This is a genomic window from Lampropedia hyalina DSM 16112 (genome assembly GCF_900129055.1).
Taxonomy (GTDB): domain Bacteria; phylum Pseudomonadota; class Gammaproteobacteria; order Burkholderiales; family Burkholderiaceae_C; genus Lampropedia; species Lampropedia hyalina.
In genome coordinates, this window is record NZ_FQUZ01000013.1 from 22,725 (window position 1) to 37,298 (window position 14,574).

Annotated in this window: 15 protein-coding genes; 8 read left to right on the forward strand and 7 right to left on the reverse strand. The window is 63.1% G+C overall.

Annotation, left to right across the window (positions count from 1 at the left end):
- Positions 1–7: 7 nt before the first annotated feature.
- From gatC to BUE21_RS06810, 5 genes are all read left to right on the forward strand, one after another.
- Entirely contained in the window at positions 8–307 is a 300-nt protein-coding gene (gene gatC / locus BUE21_RS06790; RefSeq protein ID WP_073355939.1) for an Asp-tRNA(Asn)/Glu-tRNA(Gln) amidotransferase subunit GatC, read from the forward strand.
- On the forward strand, positions 307–1,812 hold the full coding sequence (gene gatA / locus BUE21_RS06795) for an Asp-tRNA(Asn)/Glu-tRNA(Gln) amidotransferase subunit GatA (RefSeq protein ID WP_073355940.1): 1,506 nt from the start codon (positions 307–309) through the stop codon (positions 1,810–1,812). The genes gatC and gatA overlap by 1 nt, the downstream gene beginning before the upstream one ends.
- Positions 1,813–1,858: 46 nt before the next feature.
- Positions 1,859–2,239 carry a hypothetical protein gene (locus BUE21_RS06800; RefSeq protein WP_073355941.1) on the forward strand — a complete coding sequence of 127 codons (381 nt, stop codon included), beginning with the start codon at positions 1,859–1,861 and terminating at the stop codon, positions 2,237–2,239.
- 32 nt (positions 2,240–2,271) lie between these two features.
- Positions 2,272–3,720 (forward strand): Asp-tRNA(Asn)/Glu-tRNA(Gln) amidotransferase subunit GatB, encoded by a 1,449-nt coding sequence (gatB, locus tag BUE21_RS06805; protein WP_073355942.1) that lies wholly within the window; start codon positions 2,272–2,274, stop codon positions 3,718–3,720.
- Positions 3,721–3,793: 73 nt separating this feature from the next.
- On the forward strand, positions 3,794–4,708 hold the full coding sequence (locus tag BUE21_RS06810; RefSeq protein ID WP_073355943.1) for a TIGR01777 family oxidoreductase: 915 nt from the start codon (positions 3,794–3,796) through the stop codon (positions 4,706–4,708).
- A gap of 10 nt (positions 4,709–4,718) precedes the next feature.
- Here the strand turns inward: BUE21_RS06810 and BUE21_RS06815 are convergent, their stop codons facing one another.
- The 4 genes from BUE21_RS06815 to BUE21_RS06830 form a co-directional block, all read right to left on the reverse strand.
- Positions 4,719–5,375 (reverse strand): DUF6806 family protein, encoded by a 657-nt coding sequence (locus tag BUE21_RS06815; RefSeq protein ID WP_073355944.1) that lies wholly within the window; start codon positions 5,373–5,375, stop codon positions 4,719–4,721.
- A 155-nt stretch (positions 5,376–5,530) separates the two neighbouring features.
- On the reverse strand, positions 5,531–6,088 hold the full coding sequence (gene rfbC / locus BUE21_RS06820) for a dTDP-4-dehydrorhamnose 3,5-epimerase (protein ID WP_073355945.1): 558 nt from the start codon (positions 6,086–6,088) through the stop codon (positions 5,531–5,533).
- Positions 6,089–6,143: 55 nt separating this feature from the next.
- Entirely contained in the window at positions 6,144–6,950 is an 807-nt protein-coding gene (gene murI / locus BUE21_RS06825) for a glutamate racemase (protein ID WP_073355946.1), read from the reverse strand.
- A gap of 54 nt (positions 6,951–7,004) precedes the next feature.
- Positions 7,005–7,760 carry a PP2C family protein-serine/threonine phosphatase gene (locus BUE21_RS06830; protein WP_073355947.1) on the reverse strand — a complete coding sequence of 252 codons (756 nt, stop codon included), beginning with the start codon at positions 7,758–7,760 and terminating at the stop codon, positions 7,005–7,007.
- Between the two features lie 162 nt (positions 7,761–7,922).
- On the opposite strand from BUE21_RS06830, the gene BUE21_RS06835 reads away from it, so the two are divergent.
- Positions 7,923–9,965, forward strand: a complete 2,043-nt coding sequence (locus BUE21_RS06835) for a DNA repair helicase YoaA (RefSeq protein ID WP_073355948.1) — start codon at positions 7,923–7,925, stop codon at positions 9,963–9,965.
- Positions 9,966–9,993: 28 nt separating this feature from the next.
- On the opposite strand, the gene BUE21_RS06840 is transcribed toward BUE21_RS06835, so the two are convergent.
- The 3 genes from BUE21_RS06840 to rlmD all read right to left on the reverse strand — a co-directional run bounded on the left by BUE21_RS06840 (position 9,994) and on the right by rlmD (position 12,647).
- Positions 9,994–10,638, reverse strand: coding sequence for an LOG family protein (locus BUE21_RS06840; protein ID WP_073355949.1), 645 nt, complete (start codon positions 10,636–10,638; stop codon positions 9,994–9,996).
- An 11-nt stretch (positions 10,639–10,649) separates the two neighbouring features.
- A complete protein-coding gene (locus tag BUE21_RS06845; RefSeq protein ID WP_073355950.1) occupies positions 10,650–11,027 on the reverse strand; it encodes a diacylglycerol kinase in 378 nt (125 codons plus the stop codon).
- 123 nt (positions 11,028–11,150) lie between these two features.
- Complete coding sequence (gene rlmD / locus BUE21_RS06850; RefSeq protein WP_084522989.1) at positions 11,151–12,647, reverse strand: 23S rRNA (uracil(1939)-C(5))-methyltransferase RlmD; 1,497 nt, start codon at positions 12,645–12,647, stop codon at positions 11,151–11,153.
- A 344-nt stretch (positions 12,648–12,991) separates the two neighbouring features.
- Here rlmD and BUE21_RS06855 point away from each other — a divergent pair, with 344 nt between their 5' ends.
- Both BUE21_RS06855 and BUE21_RS06860 read left to right on the forward strand, forming a co-directional pair.
- Positions 12,992–13,219: a zinc-finger domain-containing protein gene (locus BUE21_RS06855; protein WP_073355951.1), complete on the forward strand. Its 228-nt coding sequence runs from the start codon at positions 12,992–12,994 to the stop codon at positions 13,217–13,219.
- A gap of 167 nt (positions 13,220–13,386) precedes the next feature.
- Positions 13,387–14,190: a glycosyltransferase family 2 protein gene (locus tag BUE21_RS06860; protein ID WP_073355952.1), complete on the forward strand. Its 804-nt coding sequence runs from the start codon at positions 13,387–13,389 to the stop codon at positions 14,188–14,190.
- The last annotated feature ends 384 nt before the right edge of the window (positions 14,191–14,574 follow it).

The following is a 14,574-nucleotide window of genomic DNA, read 5'->3' on the forward strand; positions in this document are numbered from 1 at the left end:
CACTCCCATGGCACTGACCCTTGAAGACATCTCCCGCATCGCCCATCTGGCCCGGCTGGAACTCTCCCCTTCGGACAGCGAAAAAATGCTGTCGCAGATCAACGGCTTCTTCGGCATCGTCGAAAAAATGGAAGCCATCGACACCGACGGCGTGGAGCCACTGTTCCACCCGGTCTCGGCCATCGAAGACATCACCCTGCGCCTGCGCGACGACATCGCCAGCGAACCCAGCAACCGCAGTGGCAATATGCAGAACGCCCCGGCTGCCGAAGAAGGTCTTTTCCTCGTCCCCAAGGTGATCGAATAATGAGCAGCACTCCCTCCAGCAAGCCCCTGCACCACCAGAGCGTGCGGGAACTGACCACCGCCCTGCACACCCGGCAGATCTCTGCTGTCGAACTGGCGCAGCACTTTCTGCAACGCAGCCAGCAGCATCGGCACCTTGGCAGTTTTGTGGCCCAGGACGAAGCCGTCACCCTCACGCAGGCGCAAGCCGCCGATGCCCGCATTGCCGACGGCACGGCCAGGCCACTCGATGGCCTGCCACTGGCCCACAAGGACATCTTCGTCACCCAGGACTTCCCCAGCACCGCCGCCTCGAAAATGCTGGCAGGCTACCGCTCGCCCTTCAATGCCACCGTGGTGCAGAAACTCGCCGATGCAGGCGTGGTCACGCTGGGCAAGGTGAGCTGCGACGAATTCGCCATGGGATCGGCCAACGAAAACACCGCCATTGCCCCGCTGGGCTTCGATGCGCCCGCGCCGGTGCGCAACCCGTGGAACACCGCCCACGTTCCGGGCGGCTCCTCGGGAGGCAGTGCAGCGGCCATTGCCGCAGGCCTTGCTCCCGCCGCCACCGGCACAGACACCGGCGGCTCCATCCGCCAGCCCGCCGCGTTCTGCGGCATTACCGGCATCAAGCCCACCTATGGCCGTGTTTCGCGCCATGGCATGATCGCCTTTGCCTCCAGCCTCGACCAGGCTGGCCCGATGGCCCGCACCGCCGAAGACTGCGCGCTGTTGCTCACCCACATGGTCGGTGCAGACCCCGACCGCGATTCCACCTCGCTGGAACGCTCCGCCGAAGACTACAGCCAGAACCTGAACCAGGGCATCGAAGGCCTGCGCATCGGTATCCCGAAAGAGTTCTTTGGCGATGGACTGGCCGACGACGTGCGCCACAACGTGGAAGCCGCCCTCAAGGAATACGAAAAGCTCGGGGCGACGCTGGTTCCGATCTCGCTGCCGCTGACGGAACTGTCCATTCCCGTCTATTACATCATTGCCCCGGCCGAAGCCAGCTCCAACCTCAGCCGTTTCGATGGCGTGAAGTTTGGCTTCCGCGCCCGCGAATATGCCGACTTGCAGGACATGTACCTCAAGACCCGCAGCGAGGGCTTCGGCGAGGAAGTACAACGCCGCATCATGATCGGCACCTATGTGCTCTCGCACGGCTACTACGATGCCTACTACCTCAAGGCCCTGAAGCTGCGCCGCCTGATTGCCAATGACTTCCAGAACGCCTTCCGGGAATGCGACCTGATTGCCGGCCCGGTCGCCCCGACCACCGCATGGCAGATCGGCGATGACCAGCGCGACCCACTCACCAACTACCTGGCCGACATCTTCACGCTGCCCGCTTCGCTGGCCGGACTGCCCGGCATGAGCCTGCCCGCAGGCTTTGGTGCGAATGGCCTGCCCGTGGGGCTGCAACTGATCGGCAACTACTTTGCCGAGGCCCGGCTGCTCAACGCCGCGCACCGCTTCCAGCAGGCCACCGACTTCCACCAGCACGTGGCTAAAGGCTTCTGAAGCCACCACGCCCGCCAATGCCCGCCCACTGCCACCCGTTCCTGCAATGAAAAAAGTCAATATCATCTTCATCATTGCCGCGATCCTGGCCTTTGCCGCTGCGGCCGCGTGGCCGGTGCTGACATCAAAGCCATTTCCCATTCAGGGCATGCGCCCGATGGTAGAGCAAAGCAGCGATGCCAGCCGCGTGCTGCAAGCCGTGCTGGTCGCTGCCTGCGGCCTGTGGCTGCTGGTGCAGCCCCTGCAGAAAAGCCAGCCATCGCTGCGTTTTTTCCAGGGCATTGCGGTGGCTCTGGCCGTGTTCGGCTTTGTCCGTCTTGGCATTCCATTCGGAGCCATATTCTGCGGATTCTTTCTCGTGGCCATGCAGTTGCGCGTGCATATTCAACGCCGTGCCTGCCCGCCTGTGGAATCCCCCTGCGAGTGATGGCCCTCCCTCTCTGTTCCAGATTACGTTCTATGACTGCCCCCCAACTCATCCACGGCTATGAAGTCGTCATCGGCTTTGAAACCCACGCCCAACTGGCCACCCACAGCAAAATCTTCAGCCGCGCCCCGCTGGGCTTCGGGGCCGAACCCAACACCCAGACCAGCGCGCTGGACTGCGCCTTGCCCGGTACCCTGCCGGTGATGAACCGCCAGGCCGTGGAACACGCCATCCGCCTGGGCCTTGCACTGGGCAGCCACATTGCGCCGCGCAGCATCTTTGCGCGCAAGAACTACTTCTATCCCGATCTGCCCAAGGGCTACCAGATCAGCCAGTTCGAGATTCCCGTCGTGCAGGGCGGCGAAGTCGGCTTCTATCTGGGCGATGAAAAGAAAACCGTGCGCCTGGTGCGTGCCCACCTGGAAGAAGACGCAGGCAAATCAATCCACGATCAGTTCCCGACCGAATCGGGCATCGACCTGAACCGCGCGGGTACACCGCTGCTGGAAATCGTCACCGAGCCGGACATCCGCTCGACCGAGGAAGCCGTGGCCTACGCCAAGGAACTGCACAAGATCGTCACCTGGATCGGCATCTGCGACGGCAACATGCAGGAAGGCAATTTCCGCTGCGATGCCAACGTCTCGGTGCGCAAACCCGGTCAGCCGCTGGGCACACGCCGCGAAATCAAGAACCTCAACAGCTTCCGCAACATGCAGATTGCCATCGACTTCGAGATTCGCTGGCAGATCGAGCAGATCGAGGACGGCCACGCCATCCAGCAGGCCACCGTGCTGTTCAACCCCGATACGGGCGAGACCCGCGCCATGCGCACCAAGGAAGACTCTGCCGACTACCGCTACTTCCCCGACCCCGACCTGCCCCCACTGGTGATCGCCCCCGAATGGGTGGCACAGGTGCAGGCCGACATGCCGGAGCTGCCGCGCCACATGGCCGAACGCTTCGTCAGCGACTACGGCCTGCCCGAATACGATGCCACCACACTGACGCAAAGCCGCGAAATGGGCGCGTACTTCGAGGAAGCGGCCAAAGCCTGCGGCCAGCCCAAACTGGCCAGCAACTGGATCATGGGCGAAATCTCAAGACGTCTGAACCACGAGGAAATCGGCATCGGTGCCGCACCCGTCCAGCCTGCATCACTGGCTGCACTGATTGGCCGCATCCACGACGGCACCATCTCCAACAATGCCGCCAAGCAGGTGTTTGAAACCCTGTGGACGGGCGAAGGCCATGAGGTTGATGCCATCATTGAAGCCAAGGGCCTGAAACAGATGAACGACACCGGTGCGCTGGAGAAAATCATCGACGAGGTGATCGCCGCCAACCCTGCCAACGTCGAGCAGTACCGCGCTGGCAAGGAAAAAGCCTTCAATGCCCTGGTTGGCCAGGTGATGAAGGCCAGCAAGGGCAAGGCCAATCCGCAGCAGGTGAATGCGGTGCTGAAGGAGCGGCTGGGGTAAATTCCACAGGGCAGACCTTCCCTGGCGATACGGCATTCCCCAATGGGATTCTGTGCAACACGAGGAGAAAGCGATGCGGGTGATTCTGACGGGTGGCAGTGGTTTTCTGGGGCAGGCACTGACGCGGCGGTTGCTGGCGCAGGGTGCGCAGGTGGCGTGGTTGTCGCACCGCCCGGCGGCTGTGGGGCAGGGTGCACCAGCCGGGGTCTCCGTGCGTGGCTATGCCGACTTGCAGCCAGATGAAGCCTGGGATGCTGTGGTCAATCTGGCGGGTGCACCGATTGCCGACCGGCGTTGGAGCGATGCCCGCAAGCAGTTGCTGCTGGACAGCCGTCTGCACCCCACACAGGCATTGCTGGACTGGCTGCTGGTGGCACGGCGCAAGCCGCGTGTGCTGCTCAGCGGTTCCGCAACCGGTTGGTATGGCAATCAGGGCGATGCGGTGCTGGACGAGGACAGCGGTTTTCACGATGAGTTTGCCCACCAGCTCTGCGCCCGCTGGGAAAGGCTGGCATGGCGGGCGCAAATGGATGCGGGCGTTCCCGTGGTGCTGCTGCGCACCGGCGTGGTGTTGCACCCGTCCGGGGGAATGCTGGCGCGTTTGTCCCTGCCGTTTCGTCTTGGGCTGGGCGGGCGTTTGGGCAGCGGCACACAGTACATGAGCTGGATCGCGCTGGACGACTGGGTGCGGGCAGTGGGCTGGCTGTTGCAGGCCCACCTGGGTGGCAGCGTCGGCAAGGCATGGAGTGGGCCGGTGAATCTGACCGCTCTGCAGCCGGTGACAAATGCCGAATTCACCCGTGCCTATGCGGCATCGTTGAAGCGACCGGCAGTTTTGGCGGTGCCTGCACCGGTGTTGCGCTGGGGGCTGGGGGAGATGGCCACGCTGTTGCTCGATGGCCAGCGGGTCGTGCCTAGGCGGCTGGAGGCGGCAGGGTTTTCATTCCGCCATGCCACGCTGGAGCAGGCTTTGCGTCAGACCGAGTGACCCAACATCATTAATGCAGATAGCGCGGCCGTCTGCCACTGCCGCCGTGGCCTGAAGGGCCTGAGCCACCGGAGCCGCCACTGCGGGGAGGCTTGCCCAGTTCCAGCGAGCTGACGAGGTCGTCGAAGCGGCGGTTGAAGAGTTTGTCCACTTCCTGGACTACCCCTTGCAGTTCGGAGGCATCGAAGTGCCGCTCCATCATGCTCACCAAATCCTGTACCAGCAGGTCACGCTGAACCTGCATGATGGCAGCGGGGGTGGGGCCGATGAACAGCAGGAAGAAGTCGTCGCGCGATTCGCCTTCGTGGATGGGGGTGTCTTCCTCGTCTTCCATGTCGTCGAATTCGCGGTCGTAGAAGGTGACTTCGAGGACGCAACCCCGGTCGGACAATTCGTTGAGTCCCATGCAGACGTCATCGAGCGACTGGCGGAAGTCTTCGTCGCCGCGCACCGTCCAACACAGTTGCACGGCGTTCTCGCGCGCATCGAACTGGATGCCGGGTTCTTCTTCGTAGGCACTGACGGCTCCCTGGGCGAAGGAGCTGGCCCCGGCATAGAGCCACAGCGGGCGCAGGGCTTCCTGGACTTCGTTGAAGCGGACGTCGTTGCGGAGAAAAATCTGACCGTGGACGTGAATCTCAAGGGGGGCATCGTGATAGCGGGTCATTTCTTACTCCTTGGGGCGGGTGGCCTGGTGGCTGCACAGGCACAGTGCCCTTCCTGTTGGCTTTTCTTGGGGTGCAGCAAAGGTTCTCTACTATAGCGTGGTCGGCTGCGTTCTGGCGACAACGCGGGACAACGCATTGGGGGGAAGGCGGCGATTCAGGCGAAGACTTCGGCTTCGGCCAGTGCAACGGCGGCCTGATCCTTGGCGGACAGCAGGGGCTGCTTGATGCCGTGCGCCGCCAGCGGCCAGTCGATGCCGATGGCCGGGTCGTTCCAGGCGATGGAGCGTTCAAACTGCGGGGCGTAGTAGTCGGTGGTCTTGTAGAGAAAGTCTGCGCTGTCGCTGAGAACGACGAAGCCGTGGGCGAATCCGGCGGGAACCCAGAGCTGGCGGTGGTTGCGGTCGTTCAGTTCCGCTCCGACCCACTGGCCGAATGTGGGGGAACTGCGGCGTACATCCACGGCCACGTCGAAGACGGCACCCTGGGTGACGCGCACCAGTTTGCCTTGCGCCTGCTGAATCTGGTAGTGCAGGCCCCGCAGCACGCCTTTGGCACTGCGGCTGTGGTTGTCCTGCACGAACGGCACTGCCAGTCCGGTGTGTTGCGCGAATTGTTGCTGGTTGAAGCTTTCCATGAAAAAGCCTCGGGCATCACCAAAGACTTTGGGTTCCAGAATGAGGACATCGGGGATGGCGGTAGGGATGACTTGCATACGATCAGGGTTCAATGGGGGAAAGAGAAAGGCGCAGAGGATAGCCTGTGCGCGCTCATTCTGCCGGGGTCTGGAGGTGGCGTCTGGCCATTTCCTGCAATGCGAGGGCATCACCGCTGCTGTGCAACTCCAGCAGCGGGTGTGCCGGGGATGGCGTGCCTGGGTGGAGCAGTTGTGCCTGTTCCAGGCGGCGGCGCGTGTGCAGGGCAACGGGCAGGCCTGTTTCCACATAATGGATGTCTGCGCCGGTGACGCGCTGCATGGCGGCTCTGGCGAACGGGTAATGGGTGCAGCCCAGCACGATGGTGTCGATGTGGCCGCTGGCATGGCCGAAGGGCAGGGTGCCCAGATAGCGTTGGCACAGGGCTTCGATGCGGCTGCCGTGGTCTTGCTCGATGGCATCGGCCAGACCGCTGCATGCGACAACGTGAAACTGCGCCTGGTGCCGCAGGCTCTGGTGCAGTTGCCGAAAGCGCGGGCTGCTGACGGTGGCGGCGGTTCCCAGCACGGCAATCTGGCCGGTCTGGCTCAGGCGAATGGCCGGTTTGAGGGCCGGTTCCACGCCGATCAGGATCAGATCGGGGTGCTCCTGGCGCAGGGATTCGATGGCCACGGCCGTGGCGGTGTTGCAGGCGACCACCAGTGCCTTGACGTGGCAGTCGTGCAGGAGCATCTGGGTGATGCGGCGGCTGCGCTCGAGCACATATTCGGCACTGCGCTCGCCATACGGGGCATGGGCCGAGTCGGCGAAGTAGAGGAAGCGTTCGGCTGGCATCTGCTGGCGCAGGGCGTTGAGAATGCTCAGTCCGCCAACCCCGCTGTCGAAGACTCCGATGGGCTGTTCAGGATAATACCGGGACATGGTGCAGCAGGGGCATGGACGAAATGACAAGGCAGACAGGTGTGACCATGCCGATCACAGCGGGTCTATCTTGATGAGCACCAGCGAGAGGTTGTCGCCCCGGCCATCGGCGCGTTCGCGGGCAGTGTCGATCAGCGACAGCGCGGCTTCCCTGGTACTGAGAAACTGCACGGTGTGGGCGATTTCCTCCGGGTGGAAGTAGGCCCACAGGCCATCGCTGCACGCCAGAAAGGCATCGCCCACCTTGACCTGGCGGATGCTGCGGGTGGTGGCCGGTGGGTCGCGCTCGGTGCCCAGGCAACCGAGCAGCAGATTGCCGTGCGGATGGCCAATGGCTTCTTCCTCGGTGATTTCGCCGCTGTCGATCAGGCTTTGCACATAGGAGTGATCCACGGTGCGAAACACCATGCGGCCATTGTGAAAGTGGTAGATGCGTGAATCGCCCGCATGTACCCAGTGGCACGAGCCACGCGGCGTGAGCATGAAGGCGGCCAGGGTGCTGTGCGGCTCCTGTTCGGATGAGGTGGCGGTGAGCCGGATGATGAGGTGGGCTTCCTTGGCAATGTTCTGCAGAAAATCCACCGGATTGTCGGTTTCCGGGTCGAAGCGTTCCAGCAACTGCCGCGCCGACAGGATGACCTGATCCGATGCCTTGCGCCCGCCGCTGCGCCCGCCCATGCCATCGGCCACCACTGCCAGCACGCAGGCGGGCTGGCGTGGGTGTTGGAGCAACGCAACCTGATCCTGCTGATAGGTGCGATCTCCCTTGTGCAGTCCGGTGGCGGCATGAAGGCGGTAGTTGATCTGCATGGTGAGCGTAACGCTGTGGTGGGGGATGATGGAACGGTTTTGTGGGGACAGGCGCGTTACACTGCCCGTTTTTCATGCCCGTACATGATGTCCCGGCTGCCGCACATTGTAAATCCAGCGGGCACGCCCTGGAACTGCTTCAAAGGAACGAAAAGAGTGCCCATGCAGTTGCATGAAACCATTCAGGAGGTATTTGGCTCGGCTGGCGCGCTGGCGCGGCAGGATGGCAGCTTCAGACCCCGCGCGGGCCAGACCCAGATGGCCGTGGCAGTGGCGCAGACCCTGGAGCACGGCGGTGCGCTGGTGGTGGAGGCGGGCACGGGCGTGGGCAAGACCTTTGCCTATCTGGTGCCGGCCTTGCTCAGTGGCGAGCGGGTGCTGGTGTCCACGGCCACCAAGGCATTGCAAGACCAGATTTTTGCCCGCGATCTGCCCATTCTGCGCAAGGCCCTGGGCATATCGCTGCACGCGGCCTTGCTCAAGGGGCGTTCCAGTTACCTTTGCCCTTACCGACTGGAGCTGGCGCAGGCCGATGAAACGCTGGCACAGCACCCTGCCCAGTGGCGGCAACTGGAGCGCGTGCGCCAGTGGGCACAGGCGACGGATTCGGGCGACATCACCGACATGCCCGGCTACCAGGAGCGGTCGCCGCTGTTGCCGCTGGTGACATCCACGCGCGAGAACTGTCTGGGGTCGCAGTGCCCGCAGTTCAGTGGCTGCTTTGTGAACAAGGCGCGACGGCAGGCCCTGGCGGCCGATCTGGTCGTCATCAACCACCACCTGTTCTTTGCCGACATGCAGGTGCGCGAATCGGGCATGGCCGAATTGCTGCCCACGGTGCGGGCCGTGATCGTCGATGAGGCCCACCAGTTCAACGAAACCGGCGTGCAGTTCCTGGGCCAGCAGTTGGGGAGCCAGCAACTGGTCGATTTTGCCCGCGACCTGCTCAAGACCGGCACGCGCATGGCACGCGGCATGGCCAACTGGCAGGTGCTGGCGCATGACCTGGACACGGCCACCAGACAGTGGCGCAAGCTGGCAGAAGCCGTGCCCCCCGGTGCGCGGCTGAACTGGCAGGGGCAGGCCCCGGAGCGGCTTGATGCCAGCCGCTGGCAGACCGCGCTGCAAGAGCTGCAAGCCCCCTTGCTGGCCGTCGAGCAAGCCCTGCGTACCGTGCAAAGTGGCGAGCCGGAACTGCAACGCATGCTGGAGCGGTGCCTGGGCCTGCACCAGCGGCTGGTGCTGTTCATGCAGCCGCCGGTGGCTGGCATGGTACGCTGGCTGGAGGCCGGATTGCAGATCAAGGTGCTGGAGAGTCCGCTGGACATTGCCGAGGCCATGCAGCCCCATTGGGGGCCACGTTTACCCACGGAGCAGGCCGCCTTGTCCGACCACCACGAACAGGCACTGTCACCCGAGCCGGAGCGGGCCTGGATTTTCACCTCTGCCACATTGGGTGCGGATGCCAGCCTGCGCCTGTTCACCCAGGCTTGCGGGCTGGAGCAGGCACAGGTTCTGCAAGTGGCCAGCCCGTTCGATTATGCGCAGCAGGCCGCCCTGTACATTCCGCCCCATTTGCCCAAGCCTGCCGACCCCGGCCATACCGAAGCCCTGGCGCGTTTCAGTCAGCAAGCCATTGCGCGTCTGGGTGGACGCACCCTGGTGCTCACCACTACCTTGAAGGCCCTGCGCCAGATGGCCCAAAGCCTGCGCACCGCGTTGGCGCACCGCGACGACATCACCATTCTGGTGCAGGGGGAAGGCTCCAAGCAGCAACTGATGGAACGCTTCCGGCAGGGCAGCAGCATGGGCGATGCAGGCTGTGTGCTGGTCGCATCGGCCAGCTTCTGGGAAGGCTTTGATGCGCCGGGGGATGCGCTGCAACTGGTCGTCATCGACAAACTGCCGTTCCCGCCGCCCCACGACCCCTTGATGCAGGCACGCAGCCGCCGCATCGAGGCCCAGGGCGGACAGGCATTCCAGGAGTTGTTCGTTCCCGAAGCGGCGGTGGCACTCAAGCAGGGAGCCGGGCGGCTGATCCGGCGCGAAACCGACCGGGGCATCCTCGTGATTGGCGACACCCGCCTGCTGCACATGTCCTACGGCCGCCGCCTGCTCGCCAGCCTGCCGCCGATGCGCCGGCTGGCATCCGAGGCGCAGTTCCAGCAGGCACTGGAGCAGTTGAACCGTCCGCCTGCCGGATGAATGTGTGTACCGCCTGCGCTACAGCACGTTACAGATTTTCCCGCAACAGGGCATTGCTTTCGGCATTGCTGCCTGCCAGGTTCAGCAGCAGCGGCAGCAGTTCACCGGCATCGGGGGCACTGTGCAGCAGGGTCATCTGCCATTCATCCATGAAACCGGCTTGCACGCACTGTTGCAGAAATGCCAGCAGGCTGTCGTAATACCCGTTGGCATTGAGCAGCCCGATGGGCTTGTTGTGGTAGCCAATCTGTTTCCAGGTCCAGATTTCGAACAGTTCCTCGAAGGTGCCGATGCCACCGGGCAGTGCCAGAAACGCATCGCTGTGCTCGGCCATCAGGGCCTTGCGCTGGTGCATGGTTTCGACCACGATCAGCTCGTCGCAGTCCTGATTGGCCATTTCCTTGTCCACCAGGGCCGTGGGGATGATGCCCAGTACCCTGCCGCCTGCCTCACGGGTGGCTCGGGCCACCGTGCCCATCAGCCCGTTCTTGCCACCGCCATAGACCAGTTGCCCATGGTGCGAACCAATCCATTGCCCCACCTGTTGGGCCAGCGCAGTGAAATGGGCACTGCGGCCATCGCGCGAGCCGCAATACACGCAAACCGAGAATGCGGCCTGCGGTGGGTTGGGGATGATTGCAGAGGGCGTGGATGTGGAGGTAGGGTGGTTCATGCGTCAATCAATCAGGCCAGTCGTTCCCAGAGGGCCCAGGCCCAGACGCTGCTGCACAGCAGCAGGCACAGCAGCACGGCGGCACTGCCCAGGTCCTTGGCGGCCTTGGAGTAGGTGTTCCATTCGGGGCCGATGCGATCGACCACGGCCTCGATGGCGGTGTTGAGGATTTCCGTCACCAGCACCAGTACGACCAGTGTGCAGAGCATGGCGGTTTCCAGCCAGCTTTGCCCCACCCAGAAGGAGGCTGGAAGCAGCACCACGGCCAGCACGGTTTCCTGCCGGAAGGCGGGTTCGCGCCAGACCGAGATGAAACCGGCCAGAGAGTTGTGAAAGGCACTGACGACACGGCGCAGGCCTTTTTGCGGGGCAGGAACTTGCGGACTCATGACATGCTGGACAGAAAACCGGATTCGACCGGCGAATGAATCGACCGGCCATGATAGCAGGCCGATATGACACCCATGCTGCAACGCATCACGCCCTGGGTTTCTCAGAACGTGTTCATGATCTCAACCGCGTTCGAACACGGCCATGCTTTCCACATGGGCGGTGTGCGGGAACATGTTTACGATGCCTGCTGCCGTGCAGCGGTAACCGGCCTGGTGTACCAGCAGACCGGCATCGCGGGCCAGGGTGGCCGGGTTGCAACTGACATAGACGATGCGTTGCGGTGGCTGCCAGGCCGGGTTGAGCAGGGATGCAGCAGTTTCGGGGTTGGGATGCAGGCGGGCCTGTTCGATTTCGGCCAATGCCTTGGAGAGGGCGAACGCACCTTCGCGCGGGGGATCCACCAGCCATTTCTCGGCCACGCCGTCGGCCATGAGCATGTCGGGGGTCATGTCGAACAGGTTGCGGGCGACGAATTGCACGGGGGCCAGCGCAGCATTGGCGGGCCGCTGGCTCTGGTTGGCCGCATAGTTGGCATGGGCGCGTTCCACCAGCGCGTCACTGCCTTCGATGCCCAGCACTTCGCGTGCCTGGGTGGTCAGGGGCAGGGTGAAGTTGCCCAGTCCGCAGAACCAGTCGATGACGCGTTCGTGGGGCTGCACTTGCAGCAGTTGCAGGGCGCGGGAGACCAGGGCGCGGTTGATGTGCGGATTCACCTGGGTGAAGTCGGTGGGCTTGAAGGGCATGCGCAGGCCAAACGCGGGCAGGCTGTAGGCCAGCTCGGGGCTGGTATCGGATGGGTCTGGCAGCCGGTGCACGGTGTTGGGGCCTTTGGGTTGCAGCCACCATTGCAGACCGTGGGCGGCATGCTGGTGGGCGAAGTCGCGCAGGCGTTGGCCATCGACATCGGAGAGCGGCTCCAGATGGCGCAGCACCAGTGCGGTGACACCGTCGCCACAGGCCAGCTCGATTTGCGGGCAGGTGTCGCGGGCATCGAGCGAGGCAATGAGTTCGCGCAGTGGCAGCAGCAATGCACTGACGTGCGGCGGCAGGATGGCACAGCTTTGCATGTCGGCAATGTAGCGGCTTTTGCGCTCGTGAAAGCCCACCAGCACTACGCCTTTCTTGGCGACATGGCGCACGGCCAGGCGGGCGCGCCAGCGGTAGCCCCAGTCCGGCCCCTGCATGGGGCGCAGAATGCGCTCGGCCTTGACCTTGCCCAGATGCCAGAGGTTGTCTTCCAGCACACGCTGCTTGATGGCCACCTGTGCGCTGGGGTTGAGGTGCTGCATCTTGCAGCCGCCACACGCGCCGGTGTGCAGGCCAAAGTGCGGGCAGCTAGGGGTGGTGCGCTGGGAGGAGGGGTGCAGGATGGCCTCGACCGTGCCTTGTTCCCAGTTGTTTTTCCTGCGTCCGATGCGGGCGGTGACGACTTCGCCCACCAGCGCGCCTTCCACGAAGACGACCTTGCCATCGGGTTTGTGGGCCACGCCCTGGGCTTCCATGTCCAGTGCGGTGATGGTCAGGCTGTTTTCCGGCCAGGGACTGGCGGACTGTGGAGAGACTTCGGATGCTGCGGCAATCGCATCGTTGTTTTTTTGCGGGGTATCGTGGCTCATTGTGGTGGGGGTGCGATTTTCAGGGTGTCAGAATATCGCACAATTTTTTGCACTCGGGTATGGCCGCAATGGGGTCTTTTGGTATGGAGTGCCACCTTGTATCGGTGCGGCTGGGTACGGGCGCAGGTTTGGCTTCTATAATTCCCTGCATCCTACAATCCAAGGGAAGGTCTGCAAAACTCGTTGCGCCGCCCGCATCCCGCCACTGGGCGCATCGCGGCGTTGGCCTTTGTGGTCAATAGCCCCGCTATTGACCACAAAATCCGCCTTGCGCTGCATCCCATTGGCGGGCGCGGGCTTGCCGCAAGAGTTTTACAGACCTTCCCAAGAATCTCCCACCGAATATGACCACTTCTATTCCTTCCAGTCCCGATTCAGCCGTCGAACTGCTGGCGCGCGAACTCAATGAAAACGGTGGGGTGTTCTGTCCCAGTCCGAAGGCGGGGATGGAGTTGTGGAATACCCACCCGCGTGTTTTTCTGGATGTGGCCCATACGGGGAGCGTGCGCTGTCCTTATTGTGGTACCCAGTATCGCCTCAAGGCAGGCGAGCAGGTGCGTTCAGGCCATTGATCCGAAACCGGGGTGCGGCACGGCAGTGACTGTTTGTTGTGGTACTCCATTGCAATAACAAGGGGCGAATGACGGCGCAGGAGTGTGCATCGTTTCGCAGGGTGAAGCGATAGGCATGTGGGCCTGGCCACAGCGTTCTTTTTTCTGAAAAAACAAAACTGCTCAGCATGAGTACCAAGCTCCGCGAGGAGACTCGCCCGCGCCTGTCGATTGCCATACTGGCCTTCAATGAAGAAAAATTGATTGCACAGTGCATCTGCAGCGCGTCTTTTGCCGATGAAGTGGTGGTGGTGGATGCGGGCAGCACGGATCGCACGGTGGAGATTGCCCGCAGCCTGGGTGCCAGCGTGTATGGGTATCCCGACTGGCGCGGGTTTGCCGTGCAGCGCAATCGCCTGCTGGATCATGTGCAGGGGGATTTCATCTTCTTTCTGGATGCCGACGAGGTGATGTCCGAGGCATTCCGCGATGAATTGCTGGAGACGGTGAACCGGGCCGAATCGGATACAGTCTGGCGCATTCGCTGGCGACTGGTGGCATTTGGCCGCTTCCTGCCGCGCACCATGTCGCAAACCACGGTGGAGCGTTTGTTTCCCCGCCATCTGCTGGATCATTTCGAGGGGGTGGTGCACGAGGAGGCCATCCTCACCCGCAAGAATGTGCAGCGCAAGACCATGCAGACCTTGTTGCTGCACCATACCAACACGAGTGTGCATGCCAGTCTGGCCAAGATGGTGCAGTACGCCATGCTGGGGGCCACCAAGCGCAAGCAGCAGCACAAGAAGGGCGGAATCTGGCGTGGTCTGGCATCGGGCACAGCGGCCTTCATTCGTTTTTATTTTCTGCGGCTGGGATTCCTGGGAGGCGGCAGTGGCTTTCTGTATTGCCTGTGCAAGGCACTGGAGAGCTTCTTTCGCTATGCCGCGTTGCGCTATGACTACGATTCCCTGAACGACAAGATACAACGCTGACGATCCATGTTCGCAAAATCAGGATGGCCCATGCCCACCGCCCAGCCTGCCAGCCCGGCTGGCGCACCACTGGTGCAGTCAATCAGCACATTGGCCGCGTTTGCGATTCCGGCCTTGGCGTTGTGGCTGCCTTCGGGTTACTCGTGGGGGGCCGTGTTGCTGGCCCTGGCGGCCTTGGCGATGCTGTGGCGATGGGTGCGCGTGCCGGTCGATGCGGGCACCTGGTGGCTGGTGGGCAGCATGCTGGTCATGGCCGTGCTGTGGGCCTTGCAGTCGGACCCTGCAATGGGCACGTCCCGCTGGGAAAAGCCCGCCAAGTGCGTGCTGGCTGCGTTGTGTGTTTTCTATGTGGCGGCCTACCCGCCTCGACCCTGGGCACTGGTG

Excerpts from the sequence above, each read along its gene's own strand:
- BUE21_RS06810 (WP_073355943.1), top strand. The coding sequence starts at position 3,794 with ATGCGGGTGATTCTGACGGGTGGCAGTGGTTTTCTGGGGCAGGCACTG.
- rfbC (WP_073355945.1), bottom strand. The coding sequence starts at position 6,088 with ATGCAAGTCATCCCTACCGCCATCCCCGATGTCCTCATTCTGGAACCC.
- gatA (WP_073355940.1), top strand. The coding sequence starts at position 307 with ATGAGCAGCACTCCCTCCAGCAAGCCCCTGCACCACCAGAGCGTGCGG.
- BUE21_RS06815 (WP_073355944.1), bottom strand. The coding sequence starts at position 5,375 with ATGACCCGCTATCACGATGCCCCCCTTGAGATTCACGTCCACGGTCAG.
- BUE21_RS06840 (WP_073355949.1), bottom strand. The coding sequence starts at position 10,638 with ATGAACCACCCTACCTCCACATCCACGCCCTCTGCAATCATCCCCAAC.
- gatB (WP_073355942.1), top strand. The coding sequence starts at position 2,272 with ATGACTGCCCCCCAACTCATCCACGGCTATGAAGTCGTCATCGGCTTT.
- BUE21_RS06855 (WP_073355951.1), top strand. The coding sequence starts at position 12,992 with ATGACCACTTCTATTCCTTCCAGTCCCGATTCAGCCGTCGAACTGCTG.
- gatC (WP_073355939.1), top strand. The coding sequence starts at position 8 with ATGGCACTGACCCTTGAAGACATCTCCCGCATCGCCCATCTGGCCCGG.
- BUE21_RS06845 (WP_073355950.1), bottom strand. The coding sequence starts at position 11,027 with ATGAGTCCGCAAGTTCCTGCCCCGCAAAAAGGCCTGCGCCGTGTCGTC.
- BUE21_RS06800 (WP_073355941.1), top strand. The coding sequence starts at position 1,859 with ATGAAAAAAGTCAATATCATCTTCATCATTGCCGCGATCCTGGCCTTT.
- BUE21_RS06860 (WP_073355952.1), top strand. The coding sequence starts at position 13,387 with ATGAGTACCAAGCTCCGCGAGGAGACTCGCCCGCGCCTGTCGATTGCC.
- BUE21_RS06835 (WP_073355948.1), top strand. The coding sequence starts at position 7,923 with ATGCAGTTGCATGAAACCATTCAGGAGGTATTTGGCTCGGCTGGCGCG.
- BUE21_RS06830 (WP_073355947.1), bottom strand. The coding sequence starts at position 7,760 with ATGCAGATCAACTACCGCCTTCATGCCGCCACCGGACTGCACAAGGGA.
- rlmD (WP_084522989.1), bottom strand. The coding sequence starts at position 12,647 with ATGAGCCACGATACCCCGCAAAAAAACAACGATGCGATTGCCGCAGCA.
- murI (WP_073355946.1), bottom strand. The coding sequence starts at position 6,950 with ATGTCCCGGTATTATCCTGAACAGCCCATCGGAGTCTTCGACAGCGGG.